Annotated in this window: 18 protein-coding genes; 7 read left to right on the top strand and 11 right to left on the bottom strand. The window is 28.7% G+C overall.

From position 1 onward, the window contains the following. Positions 1-78 precede the first annotated feature (78 nt). The 7 genes from serA (at position 79) to ABNT14_RS08335 (ending at position 7,483) form a co-directional block, all read left to right on the top strand. Positions 79-1,968 (top strand): phosphoglycerate dehydrogenase, encoded by a 1,890-nt coding sequence (gene serA, locus ABNT14_RS08365; protein WP_101902424.1) that lies wholly within the window; start codon positions 79-81, stop codon positions 1,966-1,968. A 104-nt stretch (positions 1,969-2,072) separates the two neighbouring features. After that, positions 2,073-2,696, top strand: coding sequence for a PAS domain-containing protein (locus ABNT14_RS08360; RefSeq protein ID WP_101902423.1), 624 nt, complete (start codon positions 2,073-2,075; stop codon positions 2,694-2,696). Between the two features lie 89 nt (positions 2,697-2,785). Beyond that, entirely contained in the window at positions 2,786-4,054 is a 1,269-nt protein-coding gene (gene kynU / locus ABNT14_RS08355; RefSeq protein ID WP_101902422.1) for a kynureninase, read from the top strand. Positions 4,055-4,060: 6 nt separating this feature from the next. Further along, positions 4,061-5,455 (top strand): FAD-dependent oxidoreductase, encoded by a 1,395-nt coding sequence (locus ABNT14_RS08350; protein WP_101902421.1) that lies wholly within the window; start codon positions 4,061-4,063, stop codon positions 5,453-5,455. Positions 5,456-5,483: 28 nt separating this feature from the next. Then, positions 5,484-5,702 (top strand): DUF6500 family protein, encoded by a 219-nt coding sequence (locus tag ABNT14_RS08345; RefSeq protein WP_101902420.1) that lies wholly within the window; start codon positions 5,484-5,486, stop codon positions 5,700-5,702. A 111-nt stretch (positions 5,703-5,813) separates the two neighbouring features. Beyond that, complete coding sequence (locus ABNT14_RS08340; protein WP_101902419.1) at positions 5,814-6,338, top strand: 3-hydroxyanthranilate 3,4-dioxygenase; 525 nt, start codon at positions 5,814-5,816, stop codon at positions 6,336-6,338. 59 nt (positions 6,339-6,397) lie between these two features. Continuing rightward, complete coding sequence (locus tag ABNT14_RS08335) at positions 6,398-7,483, top strand: amidohydrolase family protein (protein WP_101902418.1); 1,086 nt, start codon at positions 6,398-6,400, stop codon at positions 7,481-7,483. 39 nt (positions 7,484-7,522) lie between these two features. Here the strand turns inward: ABNT14_RS08335 and ABNT14_RS08330 are convergent, their stop codons facing one another. The 11 genes from ABNT14_RS08330 to ABNT14_RS08280 all read right to left on the bottom strand — a co-directional run bounded on the left by ABNT14_RS08330 (position 7,523) and on the right by ABNT14_RS08280 (position 22,810). Beyond that, entirely contained in the window at positions 7,523-8,179 is a 657-nt protein-coding gene (locus ABNT14_RS08330) for an ion channel (RefSeq protein ID WP_101902417.1), read from the bottom strand. After that, positions 8,180-11,290 carry an efflux RND transporter permease subunit gene (locus ABNT14_RS08325; RefSeq protein WP_101902416.1) on the bottom strand — a complete coding sequence of 1,037 codons (3,111 nt, stop codon included), beginning with the start codon at positions 11,288-11,290 and terminating at the stop codon, positions 8,180-8,182. A gap of 3 nt (positions 11,291-11,293) precedes the next feature. Next, positions 11,294-12,373: an efflux RND transporter periplasmic adaptor subunit gene (locus tag ABNT14_RS08320; protein ID WP_101902415.1), complete on the bottom strand. Its 1,080-nt coding sequence runs from the start codon at positions 12,371-12,373 to the stop codon at positions 11,294-11,296. A gap of 6 nt (positions 12,374-12,379) precedes the next feature. After that, entirely contained in the window at positions 12,380-14,710 is a 2,331-nt protein-coding gene (locus ABNT14_RS08315) for a TolC family protein (protein ID WP_101902414.1), read from the bottom strand. Continuing rightward, entirely contained in the window at positions 14,710-15,153 is a 444-nt protein-coding gene (locus ABNT14_RS08310; protein WP_101902413.1) for a helix-turn-helix domain-containing protein, read from the bottom strand. The genes ABNT14_RS08315 and ABNT14_RS08310 overlap by 1 nt, the downstream gene beginning before the upstream one ends. 90 nt (positions 15,154-15,243) lie before the next feature. Continuing rightward, complete coding sequence (locus ABNT14_RS08305; RefSeq protein ID WP_234984982.1) at positions 15,244-16,593, bottom strand: TolC family protein; 1,350 nt, start codon at positions 16,591-16,593, stop codon at positions 15,244-15,246. A 56-nt stretch (positions 16,594-16,649) separates the two neighbouring features. Continuing rightward, entirely contained in the window at positions 16,650-18,005 is a 1,356-nt protein-coding gene (locus tag ABNT14_RS08300) for an HlyD family secretion protein (RefSeq protein WP_101902411.1), read from the bottom strand. Between the two features lie 13 nt (positions 18,006-18,018). Beyond that, the gene (locus ABNT14_RS08295; protein WP_101902410.1) at positions 18,019-19,683 is read right to left on the bottom strand and encodes a peptidase domain-containing ABC transporter; all 1,665 of its coding nucleotides are present in this window, start codon (positions 19,681-19,683) and stop codon (positions 18,019-18,021) included. After that, the gene (locus tag ABNT14_RS08290) at positions 19,670-20,353 is read right to left on the bottom strand and encodes a TetR/AcrR family transcriptional regulator (protein ID WP_101902409.1); all 684 of its coding nucleotides are present in this window, start codon (positions 20,351-20,353) and stop codon (positions 19,670-19,672) included. The genes ABNT14_RS08295 and ABNT14_RS08290 overlap by 14 nt, the downstream gene beginning before the upstream one ends. A 136-nt stretch (positions 20,354-20,489) precedes the next feature. Then, positions 20,490-20,648, bottom strand: a complete 159-nt coding sequence (locus tag ABNT14_RS08285) for a hypothetical protein (RefSeq protein ID WP_180947626.1) — start codon at positions 20,646-20,648, stop codon at positions 20,490-20,492. Between the two features lie 5 nt (positions 20,649-20,653). Next, positions 20,654-22,810 carry a T9SS type A sorting domain-containing protein gene (locus ABNT14_RS08280; RefSeq protein WP_159459526.1) on the bottom strand — a complete coding sequence of 719 codons (2,157 nt, stop codon included), beginning with the start codon at positions 22,808-22,810 and terminating at the stop codon, positions 20,654-20,656. Between the last annotated feature and the right edge of the window lie 4 nt (positions 22,811-22,814).

Below are 22,814 nucleotides of genomic sequence, written 5' to 3'. Positions count from 1 at the left end.
ATAAAATCTTTTTAAAATAGTGCATTATTTGTTTAATATCATTTGTATTTTTGGATACGAACCCTTAAATAAAATGCTATGACACCAAAAAGAAGTTTTGTTTTCGATTTTGATAGTACACTCACAAAGGTAGAAGCTTTAGATGTTTTAGCAGAAATAAGTCTGCTAGGAAATCCGAAGAAAGAGGCTATTATTAATCAAATTATAACAATAACCAATCAAGGAATTGACGGCGAAATATCGTTTACCGAATCTTTAAAAAAACGGATTGACTTATTAAACGCTACAAAAGCTGATTTACCTTTATTGATAAAAGAATTAGAACAAAAAGTATCTCGTTCAATTGCTGATAATAAAGATTTTTTTAAAGAGTTTTCTGATGATATTTATGTAATATCCGCAGGTTTTAAGGAATTTATAATTCCGATTGTTGCCGAATATAATATTCCTGCTGAAAGAGTTTTTGCTAATACTTTCGAGTTTGATAAAAACGATGCAATAATAGGTTTTGATACTCAAAATTTGTTATCGCAACACAATGGAAAAATTGACTGCTTAAAAAACTTAAATTTAGCTGGTGAAATTCAAGTAATCGGTGATGGTTATAGCGATGCGGTAACCAAAAAAGCAGGAGTTGCTGATACTTTTTTTGCCTATACCGAAAATGTACAAAGAGCAAAAACCATAGAAAATGCCGACCATATTACGCCTAATTTAGACGAATTTTTATACTTAAACGATTTGCCAAGAAATATATCATATCCAAAGAATAGAATTAAAATTTTATTATTAGAAAATGTTCATAATGATGCTTTTACCAACTTAACAGCCGATGGTTTTACAGTAGAAACAGTGTCAAAAAGTTTATCCGAAGAAGAATTAATTGATAAATTAAAAGATGTTCATGTTTTAGGGATTCGCTCAAAAACACAGGTTACTAAAAAGGTAATCGAATCGGCAGATAAATTAATGGTGGTTTCGGCATTTTGTATCGGAACAAAACAAATAAATTTAGAGGCTTGTAAAGAAAATGGTGTGGTCGTTTTTAACGCTCCTTATAGTAATACTCGCTCGGTGGTAGAATTGGCAATTGGCGAAATTATTATGTTAATGCGTAGTGTTTTTCAGCGAAGCACAGAAATTCATAATGGTCAGTGGAATAAGACTGCCCAAGGTTCGAGAGAAATTCGAGGTAAAAAACTAGGAATTATAGGCTACGGAAATATTGGTAAACAATTGTCTGTTTTAGCCGAAGCAATGGGTATGGATGTGTATTATTATGATGTTGAAGATAAATTAGCCTTAGGAAATGCTAGTAAAATAAATACTTTAAAAGAGCTGTTAAATATAGCTGATGTTATTACCTTACATGTAGATGACAATGCGGCAAATAAAAACTATATCGGAGAAAAAGAAATTGCTCAAATGAAAGATGGTGTTCATTTTGTAAATTTATCGAGAGGTTTTGTGGTTGATATTAAAGCCTTGGTGGCAGGTTTAAAATCGGGTAAAATAGCAGGAGCGGCTGTTGATGTATATCCTGAAGAACCAGCAAAAAATGGTGATTTTTATACGGAATTAAAAGGCTTAAATAATGTGATTTTAACACCTCATGTTGGTGGAAGTACCGAAGAAGCACAAAAAGATATCGCTAACTTTGTGCCAGGAAAAATAATGGCATATATGAATTCGGGAAATACGGTTGATGCGGTAAATTTCCCTAATATCCGCTTGCCACGTCAAATAAATGCACATCGATTTTTGCATATTCATAAAAATATATCGGGTGTAATGGCTAAAATCAATAAAGTTTTGGCAAAATACGATTTGAATATTACAGGACAGTATTTATCGACAGATGAAAAAGTAGGCTATGTAATTACGGATGTAAATAAAATATATGATAAAAAAGTTATCGAAAAATTGCAAGAAATAGACGGAACTATAAAATTTAGAATATTATATTAATATTTAATCTTGATAAACAATATGTTAAGTTTTTATTTTATGATATTTGTCATGTATTTTGTTTATTTCTGATTTTATATTTGTTATCAAAAATAATTATTAGAATGAAAGAAGTATCAAGAAAATCACAAATATCTTCGCCAACACCTATTGATAAAAAAGTACTATTAGAGCAAGACACAATTCTGATTAGTATTACCGATAAAAAAGGTGTTATTGAATATTGTAATGAAGATTTTGTTGCTTCATCAGGGTATGAAGAATGTGAATTAGTAGGGGCAAGGCATAATATTATTCGACATCCAGAGATGCCTAGGATTATTTTTAAAATGATGTGGGAGCGTTTAGAACAAGGTGAAAATATGATTGCCGTAGTTAAAAACTTAGCGAAATCAGGTAAGTATTATTGGGTAGTTACTGACTTTACGGTTAAAAAAGATGAAAAAGAACAGGTATTAAGTTATAAAGCAATTCGAAGATTAGCTCCTCAAAAAGCAATTGATGAGGTAATTTCTTTATATAAAAAACTTAAAGATATTGAAGATGTAAAGGGAATGGAAGCTTCTCGGAAATTTTTAAATGGTTTTTTAGATACCAAAGAATTAGAGTACGATAGTTATATAGAGGGCTTAGTTTCGTCTGGAATGAATATGTCAAAACCTAAAAAAGATAAAAAAGTAGGTGCATTTTTTAACTGGTTCTTTTTTGCCGAAGAAAGACCGTTTTAAAATGTAGGTTAAATCAAAAATAAATATAGGGTATTTAATAAATGAAAAAGGATTGTTTTATATTTGAAAACAATCCTTTTTTCTATTACATGAATTATCAAAAGACCTTAGACTACGCACAACAACAAGATAAAGAAGATAAATTAGCATACTTACGCAATCAATTTCATATTCCGAAAGATAAAAAAGGTAACGACTGGTTATATTTTACAGGAAACTCTTTAGGATTACAGCCTAAATCGACTAAAAAATACATCAATCAAGAATTAGAAGATTGGGCAAAATATGGTGTAGAAGGTCATTTTGAAGGAGAAACTCCTTGGTTACCATATCATGAGTTTTTAACCGAAAATATGGCGAAAATAGTAGGGGCAAAACCGCTAGAAGTTGTCGTTATGAATACCTTAACTACTAACTTACATTTGTTGATGGTTTCGTTTTATCAGCCTACCAAAAAGAAATATAAAATTGTAATAGAATCTGATGCTTTTCCTTCGGATAGATATGCGGTACAATCGCAATTAAATTTTCATGGATTTGATGCATCCGAAGGTTTAATAGAATGGAAACCAAGAAAAGGCGAAGAATTATTAAATATTGAAGATTTAGAAACAATTATAGCTGAACAAGGCGATGAAATTGCGTTGTTATTAATTGGCGGTGTAAATTATTATACAGGTCAATATTTAGATTTAAAGCGAATCGCTGAAATAGGACATTCAAAAGATTGTTTTGTTGGAATTGATTTAGCACACGGAGCAGGAAATATTTCTCCCGAATTACACAACTCAGGTGTAGATTTTGCAGCTTGGTGTACTTACAAATACTTAAATTCAGGTCCAGGAAGTTTAGCAGGATTATTTGTTCATGAAAAACACGCAGAAAATAAAGAGTTACCTCGTTTTGCTGGTTGGTGGAATCATAACAAAGAAACTCGTTTTAATATGCGTCAACCTTTTGATGTAATGGCGGGTGCTGAGGGTTGGCAATTATCGAATCCTCCAATATTATCGATGGCAGCCATCAAAGCTTCCTTAGATATGTTTGCTGAGGTAGGAATGGAGGCTTTACGAGAAAAATCAGAAAAATTAACAGGATATTTTGAGTTTTTAATCAATGAAATAAATTCTGAGGATATTAAAATTATTACGCCATCAAATCCAAAAGAAAGAGGTTGTCAATTATCTATTCAAGTTAAAAATGCCGATAAAAATTTGCATAAAAAATTAACCGAACATAATATAATTACCGATTGGCGTGAACCAGATGTTATCCGCTGTGCACCAACGCCAATGTATAATTCTTTTGAAGATGTTTATAAAATGGTAAGCATTTTAAAAGGATTGTTATCAAAATAAATCAATATGAATAAACAAGATAATATATTAATAATAGGTGCAGGTCTGTGCGGAAGCTTATTAGCTTTACGATTAGCACAAAGAGGATATAAGGTTTCGGTTTATGAAAGCAGACCCGATTTAAGAACTGTTGATATTTCAGCAGGTCGTTCTATAAATTTAGCATTATCAGACCGAGGATTTAAAGCCTTGCGTTTAGCAGGTGTTGCCGAAAAAGCTCGTGAAATTTGTATTCCAATGTACGGAAGATTGATTCATGATATTGAAGGAAATACATTTTCATCAAATTATTCAGGTAGAGATAATGAGTGTATAAATTCCATTTCTCGTGGCGATTTAAATGCGATTTTATTATCTGAAGCCGAAAAACATGAAAATGTAACCATTCATTTTAATAAAAAATGTACTTCTGTAAATATTGAAAACACAATAGCACACTTTAAAGATTATCATACAAAAGAAGAGTTTTCTATAAATTCGGATGTGATTTTCGGTACTGATGGAGCTGGTTCTGTTTTACGTAAAAGCTATTATTTAGAACGAAAATTTTTGTTTAGTTATTCTCAAAATTATTTATCTCATGGATATAAAGAGCTAGAAATTCCTGCGGATAAAAAAGGGAATCATCAAATAAGTAATGCTCATTTACATATTTGGCCTCGTGGTGCATATATGTTAATTGCATTGCCAAATATGGATGGTAGTTTTACCGTTACGCTGTTTTTAAGTTATGATGAAGGAAAATATAATTTTAATAATTTAACATCCGAAGAAAAAATAACCGAATTTTTTGAAACACAATTTCCTGATGCGTTAAAATTAATTCCGAATATTAAAGAGGAGTTTTTAAACAATCCGACAGGAGCTTTGGGAACGGTAAAATGTTCGCCTTGGCATTATCAAAATAAAACTATTTTATTAGGAGATGCAGCACACGCAATCGTGCCGTTTTATGGGCAAGGAATGAATGCTTCTTTTGAAGATATTACCGTTTTTGATAAAATTCTTAATCAAAATTTAGGCGATTGGGAAACGGTGTTTAAAACCTACGAAAAAGCAAGAAAAGAAAATACCGATGCTATTGCCGATTTAGCAATTGATAACTTTCATGAAATGAAAAATCATGTTGCTAATCCGTTATTTAAAGAGAAAAGAATATTGGAAATGGCTTTAGAAAAAGCGTTTCCAAATGAATATTTTTCTAAATATTCGATGGTTACTTTTAAAGAAGATATTCCGTATGCTGATGCCATGAAAAAAGGACGTGCGCAAGATAAAGCATTGTTAAATTTGGTAGCAGATGCTGATTTTAAACAATCTGGTAATTTAGAGAATCTTCTTGAAAAAGTACAAAAACAAACCAATGAAATTTTGCAAGAAGATGAAATAGCAGGATTGTAATTTTTTTATCAAAATAAATTAGATAAAGATGACTGATGAAATAAAACAAAAAATCATTGCCATTTGTGAGGAGAAAATTACTAAAAAAGGTGCAAATGTAGGTTTGTCTTTTTATGCGTTTTTTCAAAATAAAAATGATAATCCGAAGTTGTTAATGCAAGTCGCAACTTGGTGGATTGAAACACATCAATTAAATCATTTTGAAAAAGCTATCAAAATTAAAACAATGATTGAAAATTATAAATAAAAACAAAATTTGCGTTAGGGATTGAAGCGACATCCTTTTTATAAAACTTTTCTTTTATAAAAAGATATAGCGGAAAGCCCGACCTTTAGGGAACGCCCAAAATATATACATATGAATTTAGTACAGCCTTTAAATTTTAAAAAGTGGATTGATGAAAATCGTCATTTATTAAAACCGCCCGTTGGAAATAAACAGGTGTGGGATAATGGTGATTATATCGTAATGGTTGTTGGAGGACCTAACAATAGAAAAGATTATCATTATAACGAAACACCAGAATTTTTTTATCAAGTAGAAGGGGATATGATTCTGAAAATTATCGACCAAAATGGTAAAATGATTGATGTCGAAATTAAGGAAGGAGATATTTATTTATTGCCCGCTAAAGTGCCACATTCGCCACAACGTAAAGAAAATACTGTTGGTTTAGTTATTGAATATCCAAGGTCGGAAGGAATGTTGGATGCATTAGAATGGTATTGCGAAAATTGCGGAAATCAGCTATACAGAGAAGAATTTGCTTTAGATAATATTGAAACTGATATGCCCGTTATTTTTGATAAATATTACTCTGATACTCAAAAATGTACGTGTTCTAATTGCGGAACAATTATGAATCCTCCGAATAAAATTTAAAAATATCTAATAATTTTATCAAAAAAATCATCATAAAAATTATTTAAATAAAATAAACGATGGAAAAACGTAAACTACGAATAAACGGACATTCTCATTTATTGCCTTATCCTGAGCAAATACCTCAGTTTATGAAGGAAAAAGAAATTTTTTGGGTCGATGATGAACGTAAACATATGTTACAAAAAGGATGGAAACGTCCTGTAACAGATTCTAGTTTTTTCTTAGATGAGAAATTACGTTGGATGGAAAAAAATAAGTTAGATCATGCAGTTGTTTTAAATTTATCGCAATTATATGGTAACGGATTGCGTTTGGAAGAAATGAAAAAAGCTTTGCGTTTTCAGAATGATTTTAACGCAAAAGTACAGCATGACCATCCTGATAAATTTACTTGTGGTTTTGTAGTTCACCCTGGTTTTATTTATGGTGCTTTGTACGAAATGGAACGCTGTGTGGAGGAATTAGGATTAAAAGTTTTGTGTTTACCAACGCATTTTATGGATTCGATAGGGCAGTGGCGTTGTGTTTTTGATAAAGAAAATGACCGTATTTTTGAATTAGCTGATAAGTATAAATTAGCCATTGAAATTCATCCGTATGATGGTGATAAAATGATAAAATTAGAAAATACCAATTGGCGTTTTCATTTAATTTGGATGTTGGCACAATGTGGTGATGCCTATCATTTTTATACGTTAAACGGAATGCAAGAGCGTTTTAAAAATATCAGAACTTGTTTTGCACATGGCGGGCAATTGGCACAAATGAATTTAGGACGTAGGATTCAAGGTTTTGACGGAAGACCTGATTTATTTGAAGGAAAAACGCATCCTAGAAAAGCGGTTGGGCATCCAAATATTTTCTTTGATACGCTAGTACATGATACCGATTCGTTAAAATTAATGATTGACCGACAAGGCTCAAATCAAATTATTATGGGCTTAGATGACCCGTATCCACTAGGAGAAATGGAAAGTGATGCGCAATCTTCATATCCAGGGAAATTGTTAGATTTGGCTATTGATAGAGATATTATCAATCAAAAACAATATCATGAAATTTGGGAAGACAACACCTTGCGTTGGTTATTTGGTGATGATGAAAAAGCAAAACAAGATTTAATTACAAAGATTTTAGGCTAATTTTTGAAGCATTTTTAGGAGGCTATTTAGTAAAGTGTTTTAGGGTGTTTTTTCTTGGTTGATATATTTACCAATAACAATTCCCATTAAAACTACTAAGTATATTTGCCCAATTAAACCGATAAAAACCACGGCTTTTTGAGCCAAAACAGTTTCGGGTAAAATTTCGCCATAGCCAATGGTTAGCAGTGTTATATAGCTAAAATACATTAAGTTTTGAATTGTTGAAATACCATTTTCGGGGAAGCTAAAAGAACCTGGATAAAAAATTTCAATAAGTAAACAGATAAAAAAACCGATAAAACCAAGCGATATAAAACCACTAATTAGACCTAAAATTGTTTTTTGATCGATATTTTTAGTATTCCAAACTTGAATAATTAATTCTCTGGTTACAACGATATGAAAGATAAAATAAGAGCTAATTCTTAAAATATCAACAAAGTGTTTTCCTGCTTTGTCAAATATATCTAAACTGAAAGACAAGGTGGCTAATAAGATTAAAAGCAGTACTAACCAAAATGTTTTTTTCTTTTTATGAAGTAAAAATAAGCCTGTACTTAAATTAAAAAGATGGAGTACAGGCGATATTTTAGTATCATAAATTTCAATAGGAAAAACAAGTGCACCAAATAACAGTGTTAATTGTGAAAATAAAAATATTTGAAATCGGAACTTGTATAATTCGTTTAACATTTAATCTAATAATTCTTTTTTAAATTGGTATCCTTTATAATTTACTTTATATAAAACACTATAAAATGCAGGAATAAATAATAACGTAATTACTGTTCCAAATAATAAACCAACCATTATGGTTACAGCCATAGGCTCCCACATAGCACCTCCACCAAGGTATAAAGGCACTAAACCTAAAACAGTTGTAAATGTTGCTAAAATAATCGGTCGGAAACGTTGTAAACAAGCGGCAATAATAGCATCTTGAGGTATTCTTTTTATTTCATTTTCTTCAATTTCAATTCTATCGACTAAAACAATGGCATTATTAATAACAATTCCTGCTAAAGAAATTACCCCTAAAAAAGCCATAAATCCGAAAGGAACATTAAAGATTAATAAGCCTAAAACCATTCCAATCACTCCTAAAGGAATGGTTAAAACAATCATCGTCATTTTTCGTAAAGAATTAAATTGAATGATTAATAACATGATAATAATAAAAGCAGATAACGGTAAATACTTAATTACAGCACCCATGTTTTCAGCCGAATTTTCAGCATCTCCTCCTAATTTATAAGTATAATCATTTCCCCATTTTTTCTTTTGAAGTGCGAGCCACGGTTTTAATTCAGCAGTAATTTTATTAGCATTACCATTGGCTGTTAATTCACTTTTTACATTAATTGAACGAGTTAAATCTAATCGTTTTATTTTGGTGTATTGCCATTGTGGAATAATTTCAGCAACCTGAATTAATGGTACACTTTTTCCTGAGTTTTGACCATAAATATTTAAGGTTTCTAAAGATGCTAAATCTTGATTTTTACTATTAGCACTTTGCATTACAATAGGAATAGCATTGTTTCCTTCTCTAAATTCACCAGCATTAAAACCATCTAAAACTGTTTGTAAAGAAATAGCAATATCTTGATTAGATATTCCTGCTTTTTGAGCTTTAAAAGGAGCTATTTTAATGATAAATTTTTTACCTTTCGGTCCCCAGTCATCACGTATATTTTTAGTTCCGCTAATAGAGAATAGTTTTGCTTTTATTTGAGAAGAAATAGAAGCTAATTTATCAGGGTTATCTCCTGATACTTTTATTTCAATAGGAGTTCCGCCACCTCCAGCACCTAAAAGCCCTACTTTTATTTGTGCATTCGGAAAGTTATTAAAACAGTAGGTATCTAATTTATTAATAAGACTTGCATTTGCTAAAAAATGTGTGGTATTAATTAGCATATGAGCATAATTAGAATTTGGCTCATCGACAGTATAACCTAAGTCATAAGAAGAAGGTCCTTTACCGATAAAAGAAGTCCAATCTTCAACGCCTTCTAATTGATTTTTATGTATCAATAAATCGGTTTTTATATATTTTTCAATTTCAAAAACAGTTTTTGATGTTTCTTCGATTTTTGTTCCTTGTGGAAGGTTAATATCAACAGTAATCATATTTCTATCACTATCAGGAAAGAAAAGAACATCCAACAATCCGAAGCCAAAAAAAGAAAGTATTAATAAGCCTAAAACAGAAAATAATACTGTTTTTTTCCATTGTAATGCTATCAAAATTAAATCTTTATATTTAGATTTCATTGCATAGATAATTTTATCTAAAAAACTCGGTTTTTGTGTTTTTTTCTTTTCAACTTTTAAGAAATAAACAGCAAATAAAGTAATAATAGAAAGTGAAATAATCCAAGAGCTAATTAAAGCAATTGTAATAACCACAAATATAGGTCCCATAATATCACCCATAACAGATTCTGCCATATAGAAAGACATAAAAGCGGCTGATGTTGTTAGGGTAGAAATAAGTAAAGGCATAAATAATTCTGAGCCCGATTCAATAGCAGCTTGTTTGGCAGGTTTGCCACTTTCCATTTTTACAATAATAGATTCTGCAACAACAATTCCGTTATCAACCATCATTCCTAAAGCCATAATTAGTGCTGCTAAAGAAATTTGATTTAATCCAATACCCATTAATCCCATTATAAATAACGTGCTAATAGTAACTATAGGAATTAAACTAGAAATAACTAATCCTGTTCGTAATCCTAAGAAAATCAACATAACAGCTAAAACAATACCAATGGCTTGTAATAAATTTGTCATGAAATTATCGATTTTACTATCGATATATGTATCAATAGAGGTAATTCTTGAAGTGTTTAAGCCTACAGGAAGTTTAGCATTATATTGTTGAATTAATACATCAATTTCTTGTCCTAATTTAATAATATTTCTACCTTTTTTTAATGAAATATGTAAGGTTATAGCTTCATTTCCATTTACCTTAACAATTTGTTTTGGCGGATAAATATAATCTTGTTTAATTGTTGTAATATCTTTTAATGAAATAACTTGACCACTTTTACCAATAGGAATTAAAAGATTTTCGATGTCAGAAAGTGTATTGAAATTACCTGTTGGTTCTAAAATTATTCTTTCTTCTTCAATATTAATTTCACCACCTGTATTTAAAATATTGGTAGTTGCAATAATTCCTTGTAAAGTACTTGATGTTAATCCGTAGGCTTTTAATTTATTGTTATCAAAATTAACAAAAACACGTTCTTCTTGATTTCCATTTATTTCAACTTTAGCAGCGTCATCAAGTTTAATTAAATCATTTCTTAAAGCATCAGCATATGTTTTTAATTCTTTATAACTAAAACCATCATTTGCTATTCCTAAGGCTATTCCAAAAACTTCACCAATTCCTTCATCTTTTAATAAAGGGCGTACGTTTTGTGGTAAGCCTTGTAAATTTGTTAGTTTTCTTCGTAAACGATCCCATACAGATTGTAATTCTTCAGGAGAAACATCCATTTTAAGTTCTACATTAATTACAGAAAGCCCAGACCTAGAGGTACTAGTAACTTTTTTTAATTCAGGTAATTCTTGAACTATTTTTTCTATTTTATCAGTAACTAATTGTTCTACTCTTTCTGGGCTAGCTCCAGGGAAAGAAGATATTATTGATGCGACTCTTATGGTAAAAGGTGGCATACTATCACGAGATAAATCACTATAGAATTTTAACCCCATCAATAAACATACTACTAATATACTTAGTACAACACGGCTTTTATTGATTGAAAATTTTGTTATATTCATAGCTTATAATTTTACTTTTTGTCCGTCTAAAAGAGAATTTGTACCAGCAGTAACTAATAATTGACCTTTTTTAAGCCCATCTAAAACGGTAAAACCATTATTTGTTATTTTACCTAAAGTAATATGTTGTTTTTTTACAGTTCCTATTTTTTTATCAGCTGTATTTACAATAAAAACAAAATTACCTTTACCATCTTCTCCAACTGTTTTTACAGGAACGATAATCTGTTTATTTGTTTTAACTTCTTCTTTATTAAAATTAAAAGTAACGCTTGCCGTCATACCTTGTTTTAATTTTTGAGTATCGCCATGTAATGCTATTTTTATAGGATAGGTTGCCGAATTTACATCAATTACAGGAGCTATTTCAGTAATATTACCTTTAAAAGAACTTCCTTCTAAGGCTGAAAAAGAAAGTACTGTTTCCATATTTAAAGCTACTTTATTAATAATACTTTCGGGTAATCCTATTTCAACATTAAGCCCTTCGCCAGCATTTAACACCGCAATTACTTGCCCTGAATTTGCGGTTTCATTAATACTTACATTTTTAGAGGCTATAATTCCATTTTTTGGGGCATAAATATATCCGTAAGCTATTTGAGATTTTTTAATACCGATATTCCTTTTTGCGGTTTCTAACTGGTCTAAATTAGTTTGATACACATTTTTAGCCTGTTCATAATCACTTAATGAATTACTTCCTTTTTCGTATAAAGAACGAGTTCTTTCTAATTGAGATTTAGATGTTTTAAGCGTAGATTTTGCCGAATTTAAGGCGCTTAAAGTTTGTTCATAAGCTAAATTAGCTTGGATATTATCTAGCTTAGCTATTAAATCGCCTTTTTTTACTTTTTTACCAACTTTTACATTTAGTTTAGTAATAACACCTGAACTACGAAAACTTAATTCAATTTCATTACTAGCTTTTACCAAGCCACTAAATGTACGGGTTAATTCAGTATTTGATTTACCTATTGTAATGTATTTAATTGGTCTAATAATTTCAATCTGCTTTTTTTGTTCTTTTTTACAAGAAAATAACGTTGAAAATATCAATAGTACGAGAAATATATTTTTCATGATAGCTTATTTTTTATTGATAATAAATTGGTTAGCATTTTTAAAGAATAAATCGTTTTCTTGTTGTGTGTGTGTTAAGAAGAAATGACCAATAATTCTTTCTAATTGTATAGAAGTTAATAAAAATTGATATTTTGCAGTAGCACTTCCTAGTTTAGATTGCAGGTAATTATTTTGAGAATCAATTAATTGAATAATTGTTATTGAGCCATTTTGATAGGCATTTTGTGTTAAATCTAAACTTTCTTTTGCTGTTTTTTCTGATATTTTAGAAGTTTCGATATTAGCGATACTTCCCATTAAATCTAAAGAAATTTCCTGAACTTTTCTTGTAAGATTCTGTTTTAAGCTTAATTTTTGAATATCGATTTGTTCTCTTTGTATAAAAGCTGTTTGTTGCTGAATATTTCTTGAGTTTTTTCCGAAAATTGGTATTGATACATTTAAAGCAACATTATACGTGTTATTAGGTAAGTTTGGATATCCTAAAGGAATTTTACTTCCTTTACCATTTTTTATAAGACCAACGTTGTATTGACCTTGTAAGGCAATTGTTGGTAAATATCGACCATTTTTGTTTAATTTATAATTCAAATCTATTGCTTCACGATTTAGTAGTAAGCTTTTTAATTCGGGTGCATTTTTATATGCTGTTTTTACAAAAAAATCAACCAATTTAGGTAGTAATTCAGGAGAATCCATCATGTTTTTTAAAGATTCATAATTATAATCTTTAAAAATACCTTTAGATATATCGGCATCTGTTAATTCAATATCATCAGAAATAGTTGTATTTAATAATTGATTAATTGTTAAATACATTTGTTTTAATTGATTACTAGCATCAATAACATTTTGAGTATTTTGAGCTAATTGACTTTTAAATCGTAAAACATCAGCTTTACCTGAAGTACCAATTTCAAAATTTTGTTTAGCGATTTCTAAATTTTGTTTTGTTAATTGTAAATTTTTATTTTGAATATTGGTATTCGTTTTTAAAATTAAAGCATTAAAATAAGCCGAAGCGATATTTAATAACGCATCCATTTCTTCAGCATTATAATTTTCTTTTTGAGCTTTATTTAATTTTTTATTAATTTTAATACCTGTACTTGCATCAGGAGCGTAGAGTAATTGTTTTAATGTTACATCGGCTTTTGCTTCAATTTCAGGATTCTGTCCAGTAGCATATTGTGCTATTTTTGGGTCGATATAAATTCCTTGAACATTGGCTGTTAAATCAGGTAAATAGTTGCTTTTACTCGTTTTAATATCTTGTTCTGTAAGTGCTATTTTTTTATGTTCGGCTTGTAATTCTAAATTGTTTTGAATAACTTTATTCATCAATTTTTTTAGTGAATAAGCATTTTTAGAAGGTTTTTCGATAAAAGAACCTATTAAATTAGCCCTACCTAAAATACTATAACGAAGTTGTAAGTTAATTTTTTTAGCAGTAGTATAGTTGATAGTAAGTTGATTGTTGTAATCAACAAATATTGGTAATTGAGAAGGATTAGTTCCGTTTAAAATAGCTTCAGTATGTAGTGCTGTTTTTGTAAAAAGTTGATTGAAAACATTAGTCGGTTTATTAGAAGCTAATATTCCTAATTTAACATCTTTAATACCATTTGAAGAAAAAGAAGGTAATTTTTTGATGTTTATTTCCTTGGCAATTTGTGTCGTTTCTTGGTCAGAAAACGTGTATCCATCATTAAAATAAATGGCATCTATATCGTTTAATTTCGATATATCAATTTTATTATCAACCAAAGGAATTAATTTATAAGAAGCTGTTTTGTCTTTAAAATAACTATCTAAGGTTTTTTTTATAGGAAGATTTTTAATTTTATTATCAGAAATAATTATACCAATTTTTTTGAAATTATAAATGCTAGAAAAGTCATTTAAATCACCAGAATAAGAGTTTGGTAAAACGATGAAATTAACATTGTTTTTTTTAGAAGTTGTTTGTGTAGTTGGAATATTAATTAAATCTTTATTTACTCCGCCTAAAATAATAGTAGGTATTTTAATGTTTTTTTCTTCATGAAAAAAAATGGTATTTGTAGTACCCGTAGCAATAATTAATTGAGTGGAGTTTTTACTTAAATTTTGATAATGTAACCGTGCTTTTTCTAAATTAAAATCATTTACTAATGGTGTTTTAAAAGTAATTTCAAAATCACTACCAAGCACTGCTTTTATTTTCTTTTTTAAAGCATTAAAATGAGTGTTTTCTTTATGTTCATCGGTTAAAAAAGCAATCGAAATTGATTTTTGAGCAATACTACTCATACTGATTAAAAGAAAGCAGATAAAAAGTTTTAGCTTTGTCATTATTTAAAATATTTTGGAATTGATTCGTTTAGTTCCTTAATTATATTTTTACTAAAAGCAATGGAATTGTCTATAAAATTAGCAATACCATCATCGTCATCATTATTTTTAGTACGAATTTTCTTAGCTTCTTCAAGTAAATTATTTTGAAATTCAAAATTTTTAACAATATCGTAAATATGTTTTTTTGTTCCTATAATATCGATACAAAATAAGCGTTTTCTAGCATCCTTAACGTAAGTGATTCTATTTAAATCAATAAGAAGTTTTAGGTTTTTACTTAAAGCACTTTTACTAATATCTAATTCTTTTTGAATTTCTTCAAAAGATAAATAACGCTTGGCTGTTATCATAAATAAACCGATTATTTTACCAGAAATAGGGGGGAATCTTTCTGCTTGATATGCCTTTGCAAAATTTTCTAATATTGTTTTTTTATCCATAATAAATACAAAGATATATTAAGTTTCCGATATTGGAAACTTAAAAATGTGTTTTGTTTAAAAAAATAACAAAAACTGATTTGCTTAACTTTATAAGTTATTTAATTTACCTAGTAATTTGATTAATTTACTTTTCGTTTTAGCGTATTCATATTCATTTTTAATGACTTTTAAATTAGTCTCAATTAATTTAACTTCTCTGTAATTAATTAAAAATAACGAGCTTTCACCTAATGAAAATTTTCGTTCTTCACTTTTAACAATAGTTTTATAATTATTAACTAAGTTTTTTAAGATATTTTGTTGTTTTTGATACGATACAATTTCTTGTTTGGTAGCTTTAATTTTATTTTGCAAAATTATTTTTGTTGATGCAATTTCAAAATCTAAATCTTGTAATTTTATTTTTGCAATTTTTAATTCTCCTCTAGATTTTCTTAAAAATAACGGTACACTAATTTGCAATGAGTTTTTGTAATTTGAAGCGTTAAAAGAATCAAAATCATCAAAATTATTTACTTTTGATGATAATAAATTATATTGAAAATCTACTTTAGGAAGTAGGTTATTTATTTTTAATCGTTTATTTATCTGTAAATTATTCTTTTTTAAGCCTAATAATTTTAACTTCGGATGTTGTTCTAAATCATTTTCATCAAAATTAATTTTGGCTGTTTTTAACAGATTATCAATCTTAGAAAATGTTGTAGTATCAGGAATCATGTTGTTTTTTAATTCCATCGGAATATTATTATTAATCCACAAGTAGTTCGAAAAAGCTAATTTTGATTTTAACTGTTTAATACGTGCTTTTTCTAAATCTAATTTTCTATTTCCTAGATTAATATGAGTTTCTAAGGTGTCTATTCTAGCTTTATCACCTGCTTTAAAACTTTTAATAACATTGTTGTGTCTTATAATTACATTGGCATAATAATTTTTAAACACACTGTATTGTTGATAATATTGTGTCCAATTTAAGTATGCTGAAATAGCATCAAACAAAACAGTATTAACTAATAATTGCTGTTCTAATCCGCTTTGTTTCGTATATATTTTGGCTTTTTTTAACGTAGCCATTCTTTTATTGATAAATAAATTTCTAGCTAACGGAACAGATACTCCTACATTGTACAACCCATTTTTAGGAGTTTTATATTGATTGTTTAAATATTTTCCTGAATTATTTTCATAGCTTCCTTTTAGCTCAATGCCATACCAAGTAGGAATTTTAAAAGACGAAACTAGTGTTTTGTAATACTCCGTATTTTTAAAGTTTTTATTACTGTAATCAACTTCTATTTTAGGGTCAAAACTACCTCTAGCTTTTAATAATTTTGCTTGATTTGTATTAACAATAAGTTTTGCCTGCTTTATAATAGGATGATATTTTTTTATATACCCTAAACTTTCTTCTAAAGAAAGTATGTTGTTAGGCATATTTTGAGAAAAGGAAACAAAACTTATAAATAGATATAAAAAGGATATATTTTTCATTATTTCTTTTTCTTAGAATCGATTTTTTTTGTGTTTGGTTGATAAAAATTAGGCGGAAAACTATTAATTTGTCGCCATAATTCATACCAAATAGGTACGTTTTCTATAAGTGCAATTGTTTTTGCTCCTGAGCCGACTCTAATAGCTTTTGGCCATGGTTGTTTATCATTATTAGGAACAATTAATGCTCTGTATTTACCATTACTACTAATAAAATTTTCGATAGCAATAATTTTAGCTTCATAAGTTCCTGATGACATATTTGGCCAGCCACTAAAAACAATTGCAGGCCAACCATCAAACTGAACACGTACTTTTTCATTAATATGTATCAATGGTAAATCGATAGGTTTTATGTACATTTCTACTGCTAAATCGTAGACCGATGGCATAATATTTATTAACTGTTCACCTTGTTTAAAAGTTTCTCCAATTCCTGATTTTATTGCCTTATTTATGTAACCATCAAGCGGAGCTGTAATATATAATAAAGAGCTTCTTTTATTGTAATTAGCTAGGCTGGTTTGTAGTTTAGAAACTTGTACTTCTGTTTCGTAAGCGCCAGATTCAGCACTGTACAAACTACTTTGTGCTTTTGATAATTTATCAGTATAACTAGCTGTAATACCTGAAATAGCTAACTTTGCATTGATAATATTATTTTTAGAGGTTAATAATTTATTTTTTTGAGAAATAACTTTGGCTGAAAATTCTTGTAGCTTAGCTCTTTTTTCTTCAACATCTTTAGTTGCTTTTAAACCCTCTTTTTGTAGCGTAAAAGTTCTATCATATTGAATTTTAGCGATATTTTGCTTTAAAATAACAGTTTCTAAGTCAATACTATCACTTTTAACTTTTAAGTAAGCTTGTTTTAGTTTGTTTTTTGCTTGTTCTGATTTTAATTTTTGTTCATTTTTTATCGCTGAAATTTGCCTTTTTAACGCACTTATTTTATTAGTATATGATTTACTAGAAAGACTTTTAGAGTTTAACTGATTACCTGTTCTTTCGGCAAGTTTATCATCAAAATAATTACTTTTTATTTCTGAAATACGTAAAATTGTATCACCTTTTTGTACAAAATCGCCTTCTTGTACAAACCATTCTTCAATTCTTCCAGGAATTTGAGATTGTAATGTTTGCGGACGTTGATTCGGTTTTAAAGTAGTTACATTACCTGTACTAGAAACATTTTGTGTCCATGGTAAAAATAAAGTAACAATTATTCCGAATAAAAAGAATAACAAAAATTTTCTAAATAATTTATGATGTTCTTTTTTTAATATTTTTTTTCCTGATTTAAAATCAGCCAAATTAATTTGATTAGAAATACTATTATTAGATATATTTAACATTATCTCTTATAATTTATTGGTTAATGATAGCTCCTTTATTAAGTGTAATTTTTTTATTACATTTTTCTTCCCATTTATCATTACTACTAACAATAATTAAGCTCCATTTTTGTGAAGGATTTGTAATAAAATCAATAATTTTACTAGCATCTTTCTTTTCTAATTGGTCTAAAGGATCTTCTAAAATTAAAAGTTTTGGTTTTTTGATAATAGCTCTTGCTAAAATTATTTTTTTAGCAACTGTATAACCAATATTTTTACCTTCTGGTTTTAAGTAAGTATCTAAACCATTAGATTGATATTTTAAAAAGTTAGTTAAACCAACAATATCAAATATTTTATAAATTTCATCATCTGTAATTTGCTTATTTCCAAAAGTTATATTTTGTCTTATACTACCTTTAAAAGGTGTTTCTTCGGATAATGATAACCCTAAATTAGCTCTGTAATCATTTATAAGTAAACTTTTTATTGATAAATCATTTACAAAAATATTTCCTGATGATGGCTCAATTAATCCTGAAATTAATTGAACTAAAGTTGATTTAGCAGAGCTACTTTCTCCTTGAATTAATATCCTATCTTTTGGAGCTATAACAAATGAAATATCTTTTAAAATAGGATTATCTTTTCGATAAAGAAAATATGAGATATTTTGAATCTCAACAGTAAAAGGTTTTGAGTTATTAACTTTACTTCCTTTTTGATTTTCGATAGGTTTATCTGTAACTTGTCCTAGTTTTTCAATAGAAGTTAGTACATCGTAAAATGATTCTAAACCTAGAATTAATTTTTCAATAGAACTTATTACTAATAAAATAATTATTTCTGCGGCAACAAATTGTCCGATATTCATTTTCTGATTTAAAACTAAAAAACCTCCCATTAATAACAAACCAGCTGTAACAATAACTTTAAAACTAATCATTTGAATATATTGAATGATTAATATTTTAAAATGACTTTCTCTTGATTTTAAATAATCAGAAACTAAGTTATCGCTTTTATCTAAAGCTAATTTTGTTTTCCCTGATAATTTAAAACTGATAATTGTTCTGGCTATTTCTTGTAACCAATGTGCTACTTTATATTTATTTTTAGATTCATTTAAACTGGTTTCTAATCCAATTTTAGCAGTGTATTTAAATACAATGTAAATTAATAATAGTAGTAAAAATCCGAATAAAATAAAAAAAGGATGATAAAATGATAATAATAATAAAGCAAAAATAATTTGTAAAAAAGCCGAAGGAACATCAATTAAAACTTTTGAAATTCCTTTTTGAATGGTAAGTGTATCAAAAAAACGATTGGCTAATTCAGGAGGATAGTAATTTCTTAATTCGCTCATTTTTATTTTAGGAAAACGATAACTAAGTTCTAAAGAAGCTCTTGTAAAAATACGTTGTTGTATGGTTTCTATAATTCTAATTTGCATTAGTTTTAATACTCCACTAAAAGCTACACCACCTGTAACAAGTATTACAAGTACTACCCACGATGCTGAAATTTCAGCTCCTTGTAATAAATTTATAATTGCTTGTATTCCTAAAGGGAGTGATAAAGCTACAATTCCTTCAAAGATGGCGTAATAAGATATTTGTAAAATATCTTTTTTTTCTAATTTTAAAAGTCCTAAAAACCGTTGCCAAGGCGTTAGTTTATTATTTCCTGTCATTTGAAAGTGTGTTAAGAGTTAAATCAATAAAAAATGAAGTTGGAGAAATAGCATTGTCGCAATTTGTTAGCGATTTAAAATGTTGCTTAATAAATTGTTGATGCAATGCACCTTCAATAATTGTACTAGCTAGTGTAAGCGGATGCTGATAGCTATTGTTATAATTAGTTATTATATCAGCTAAACGTTTTACAACTTCTTTATATAATTTAAAAAAACCTTCTTTATTTTCGGTATCGACTTCTTTTGTTGAATATGATTTAGAGTTTTCATTAATTACAATTAAGTTTAATAAAACCTCATTAATATGCGAGAAATTACTGTCTTGCTCGGTTGTTTTTGTTAATATTTGAATTGCTTTTATTAATTTTTCTTCTGAATTATGAATACTATAAGTTTCTATAACTAATTGATATTGTATCCATCCCCAATACCAAGAGGTTAAATACATCAGAAGTTTGTGTTTACTTTCAAAATATCTGTAAATAGAGCTTTCATTAGAGCCTATTAATTTCCCTAATTTTTTAAAGTTGAAATTTTCAAAACCTATATCTTCTATTAATTTAATACTGTTTTCTATAATTCGTTTGCCTAAGTCGGATGTTTCGGGGTCTTTAATATATATTCCAACAGGTATTTCAATTTTTATGTTTGATAAGAAATTTTTCATAAGTAAAAATTATATACGCAAATTTAATAGTAATACTATTAATTTAGAGTTTTTTTATGTTAAAAAAAAATTAATTGTTTTATAGAAATAAAAAACCCTCGAAATTTCGAGGGTTTTTTGAAGTAAAAATGTGTTTTTAAAACTTATTGCCAGGAGGAACTAAACTAGCTGCCTGTGCTTTTTGAGGGTTTAATATCAAATAAGTTCCTAAAGCGGTTAAGCTAGCATACTTACCATAGTTTTTTATTTTTTTTAACGCCTCTTTTCTAGAAATGTTTTCGGGTGTTTTTTTCATGATTTTTAGTTTAAGATAATTTTTTTAGTAATTTTACCTAAATTAGAATTTAACTCAATAATATAAATTCCTTTTGATGTTTTAGGTAGTTGAATTACGTTTATAGCTGCTGTTTTAAATTGCTTGCTGATAATTTTTTCTCCTAAAATAGAATAGATTTTTATAGAAGCGTTTTTTGAAGTATTTTCTGAAAAATTTGTTGATGGTAAACCTGTAATTGTTAGTGTATTATTTGCTGACGCATAAATAGCTACATTTTGCGTATTTTCATTTAAGTTTTCTTGAATAGTGTTAATTTTTGGGTTTTTATCGCTTGTGTGAAGATAAAATTGCGATGTATTATTGTTTAGAATAACCGTATAATTTTCTTTTGATAAATTAGTAAAAACCCCATTGATTTTATCTTCTAAATAAACATTGATATTAGTTGGTAAATTCATTGAGTTTGCCGAAAACATAATTTCATTACCGGCATTTGCTTTTAAATGTATTGGAATAACGGTGTTTTTCATGGTATTGATAGGCAAAGATTGAATGGCATAATTTTCACCTTTATTTTGAGAAACTAACTGTGTTGTTATTGAAAAATCACTTATAAACCCTTTAAATTGCGCTCCGTCATAACCATTATCAAAACCTGTTGTAGTACCTTTTATATAGTATAATTTTGTGTTACTTTTTTTATTAGTCGTATTATCGGTAGCGCTTAGATGTATTTCTGTTCGGCTACTTCTTTTAAAAGTATCGGTTGTTTGGTGTTGCTGATTAGTGTTGTTAAAAGAGATATTTCCGTCAGTGTTGGCATCCATAAAAAAACCTTGTGCAGGTGCTAAAATAAAAGCATCGGCAGCAACTTTTGTTTCATAATTAGTACCGTTCCAAATCCAAATAGTTTGAGAGGTTAGAAGAGTACTATTTTGAGTTAAAAAAGTGTTACTATTTAAGTACGAAGTGTAGGGATTTCCAATTAAATTATAGCCATTTTCATTTTTTGTAACAGGTGTATTTACGGTTAAATGATTAATTTTACCTCTAAATTTTAAATTTCCAGGGGTAGCTAGTTTTACAGAAAAACCAGCTCCTTTTTCGATATTTTCTTCGGATGATTTTGTTTGATAATTCCAGGTAGTTCCATCGTTTTTATAAGGTGCAATTCCTATTCGACCTCCAGCAGTTCCTTGAGCAAAAATGTGATTTGTAATTAAATTATTGGTGGTTTCACCCGTAACAGGTGAGCTAACTAAATGCCAATTAGCAGTTAAATTTCTTTGGTAAATAACTGTTCCAGTAACATTTGAATTTGCAATTAAAGAAGCACCATTTTCGATTGTAATTCCTTTTACTGTTGTTGGATTTATTATTGTAGGGTACTTATTAAGCCCGTTAGGAATTAAAACATCACTAGTAGTTGTAGGAACACTTCCTGAATTCCAGTTCGTTGCTGTTGTCCAACTATTGTTGGTATTTCCATTCCAAGTAGCATTGATAATAGAGAATTTATCCGAAGAAAAGGGTAGTAATAATTCACCATTTCCATTTACAACATTTGTCCAATTATTTTCAACATCAGCAATTAAAGAATAATAATCAGCAAAAGAGTTTTGCCCTATTTTATCACCTTTATAAACAGCTCCATCTGGGGTTGCGGAAGCATCAAAAGTAATGATAGAAATACCTTTTTTTAAATTTGTTCCTTTTAAGGTAATACCATCGGAATTATAAGTTCCAAGTTGAGTTGTATCGTTTCCTATTTGAAGTGCGGTAATAAAAGTTATTGGAGTATTAACATCAGTTCCAACATAAATAAAAAGAGCATCTTTTGTGGTGGTGGTTAAGTTAAAACCTCCAAGCCTTGTAATACTACCTATTGATACTCCAAAGTTAGGGTTAGTAGCATTGTCAATATCTGTAAAAGTGACAACAGTTCCTGCAGGAATTATATTGCTACCTGTAAGCCAAGTTAAACTACCTTCTCCAGTGGTAAAACCTCCAAGCCCATCGGTTTCTTTATCAGAAATATAAAGCGTAGAGTTTGCAGGAATAGGGGCTAGTATAGCAATAGAAAAATCTTTATCGCCATCGGCATTAAAACCTGTAAAAATAATATCACCTGTTGTTTGTGCGTTTATTTTGATTGCTGATAAAAAAAATATTCCTATCAATAAT

Origin of the sequence: Tenacibaculum dicentrarchi (assembly GCF_964036635.1) — a bacterium.
GTDB lineage: Bacteria > Bacteroidota > Bacteroidia > Flavobacteriales > Flavobacteriaceae > Polaribacter > Polaribacter dicentrarchi.
The sequence above is the reverse complement of the archived record's forward strand: the minus strand, read 5'-3'. Positions and strand labels throughout refer to the sequence as shown.

Bases quoted from the DNA above. Each gene is read 5' to 3' on its own strand.
- ABNT14_RS08350 (WP_101902421.1), top strand. From the start codon at position 4,061: ATGAATAAACAAGATAATATATTAATAATAGGTGCAGGTCTGTGCGGA.
- ABNT14_RS08320 (WP_101902415.1), bottom strand. From the start codon at position 12,373: ATGAAAAATATATTTCTCGTACTATTGATATTTTCAACGTTATTTTCT.
- ABNT14_RS08325 (WP_101902416.1), bottom strand. From the start codon at position 11,290: ATGAATATAACAAAATTTTCAATCAATAAAAGCCGTGTTGTACTAAGT.
- serA (WP_101902424.1), top strand. From the start codon at position 79: ATGACACCAAAAAGAAGTTTTGTTTTCGATTTTGATAGTACACTCACA.
- ABNT14_RS08290 (WP_101902409.1), bottom strand. From the start codon at position 20,353: ATGAAAAATTTCTTATCAAACATAAAAATTGAAATACCTGTTGGAATA.
- ABNT14_RS08310 (WP_101902413.1), bottom strand. From the start codon at position 15,153: ATGGATAAAAAAACAATATTAGAAAATTTTGCAAAGGCATATCAAGCA.
- ABNT14_RS08295 (WP_101902410.1), bottom strand. From the start codon at position 19,683: ATGACAGGAAATAATAAACTAACGCCTTGGCAACGGTTTTTAGGACTT.
- ABNT14_RS08315 (WP_101902414.1), bottom strand. From the start codon at position 14,710: ATGACAAAGCTAAAACTTTTTATCTGCTTTCTTTTAATCAGTATGAGT.
- ABNT14_RS08300 (WP_101902411.1), bottom strand. From the start codon at position 18,005: ATGTTAAATATATCTAATAATAGTATTTCTAATCAAATTAATTTGGCT.
- kynU (WP_101902422.1), top strand. From the start codon at position 2,786: ATGAATTATCAAAAGACCTTAGACTACGCACAACAACAAGATAAAGAA.
- ABNT14_RS08330 (WP_101902417.1), bottom strand. From the start codon at position 8,179: ATGTTAAACGAATTATACAAGTTCCGATTTCAAATATTTTTATTTTCA.
- ABNT14_RS08305 (WP_234984982.1), bottom strand. From the start codon at position 16,593: ATGCCTAACAACATACTTTCTTTAGAAGAAAGTTTAGGGTATATAAAA.
- ABNT14_RS08285 (WP_180947626.1), bottom strand. From the start codon at position 20,648: ATGAAAAAAACACCCGAAAACATTTCTAGAAAAGAGGCGTTAAAAAAA.
- ABNT14_RS08360 (WP_101902423.1), top strand. From the start codon at position 2,073: ATGAAAGAAGTATCAAGAAAATCACAAATATCTTCGCCAACACCTATT.
- ABNT14_RS08345 (WP_101902420.1), top strand. From the start codon at position 5,484: ATGACTGATGAAATAAAACAAAAAATCATTGCCATTTGTGAGGAGAAA.
- ABNT14_RS08340 (WP_101902419.1), top strand. From the start codon at position 5,814: ATGAATTTAGTACAGCCTTTAAATTTTAAAAAGTGGATTGATGAAAAT.
- ABNT14_RS08335 (WP_101902418.1), top strand. From the start codon at position 6,398: ATGGAAAAACGTAAACTACGAATAAACGGACATTCTCATTTATTGCCT.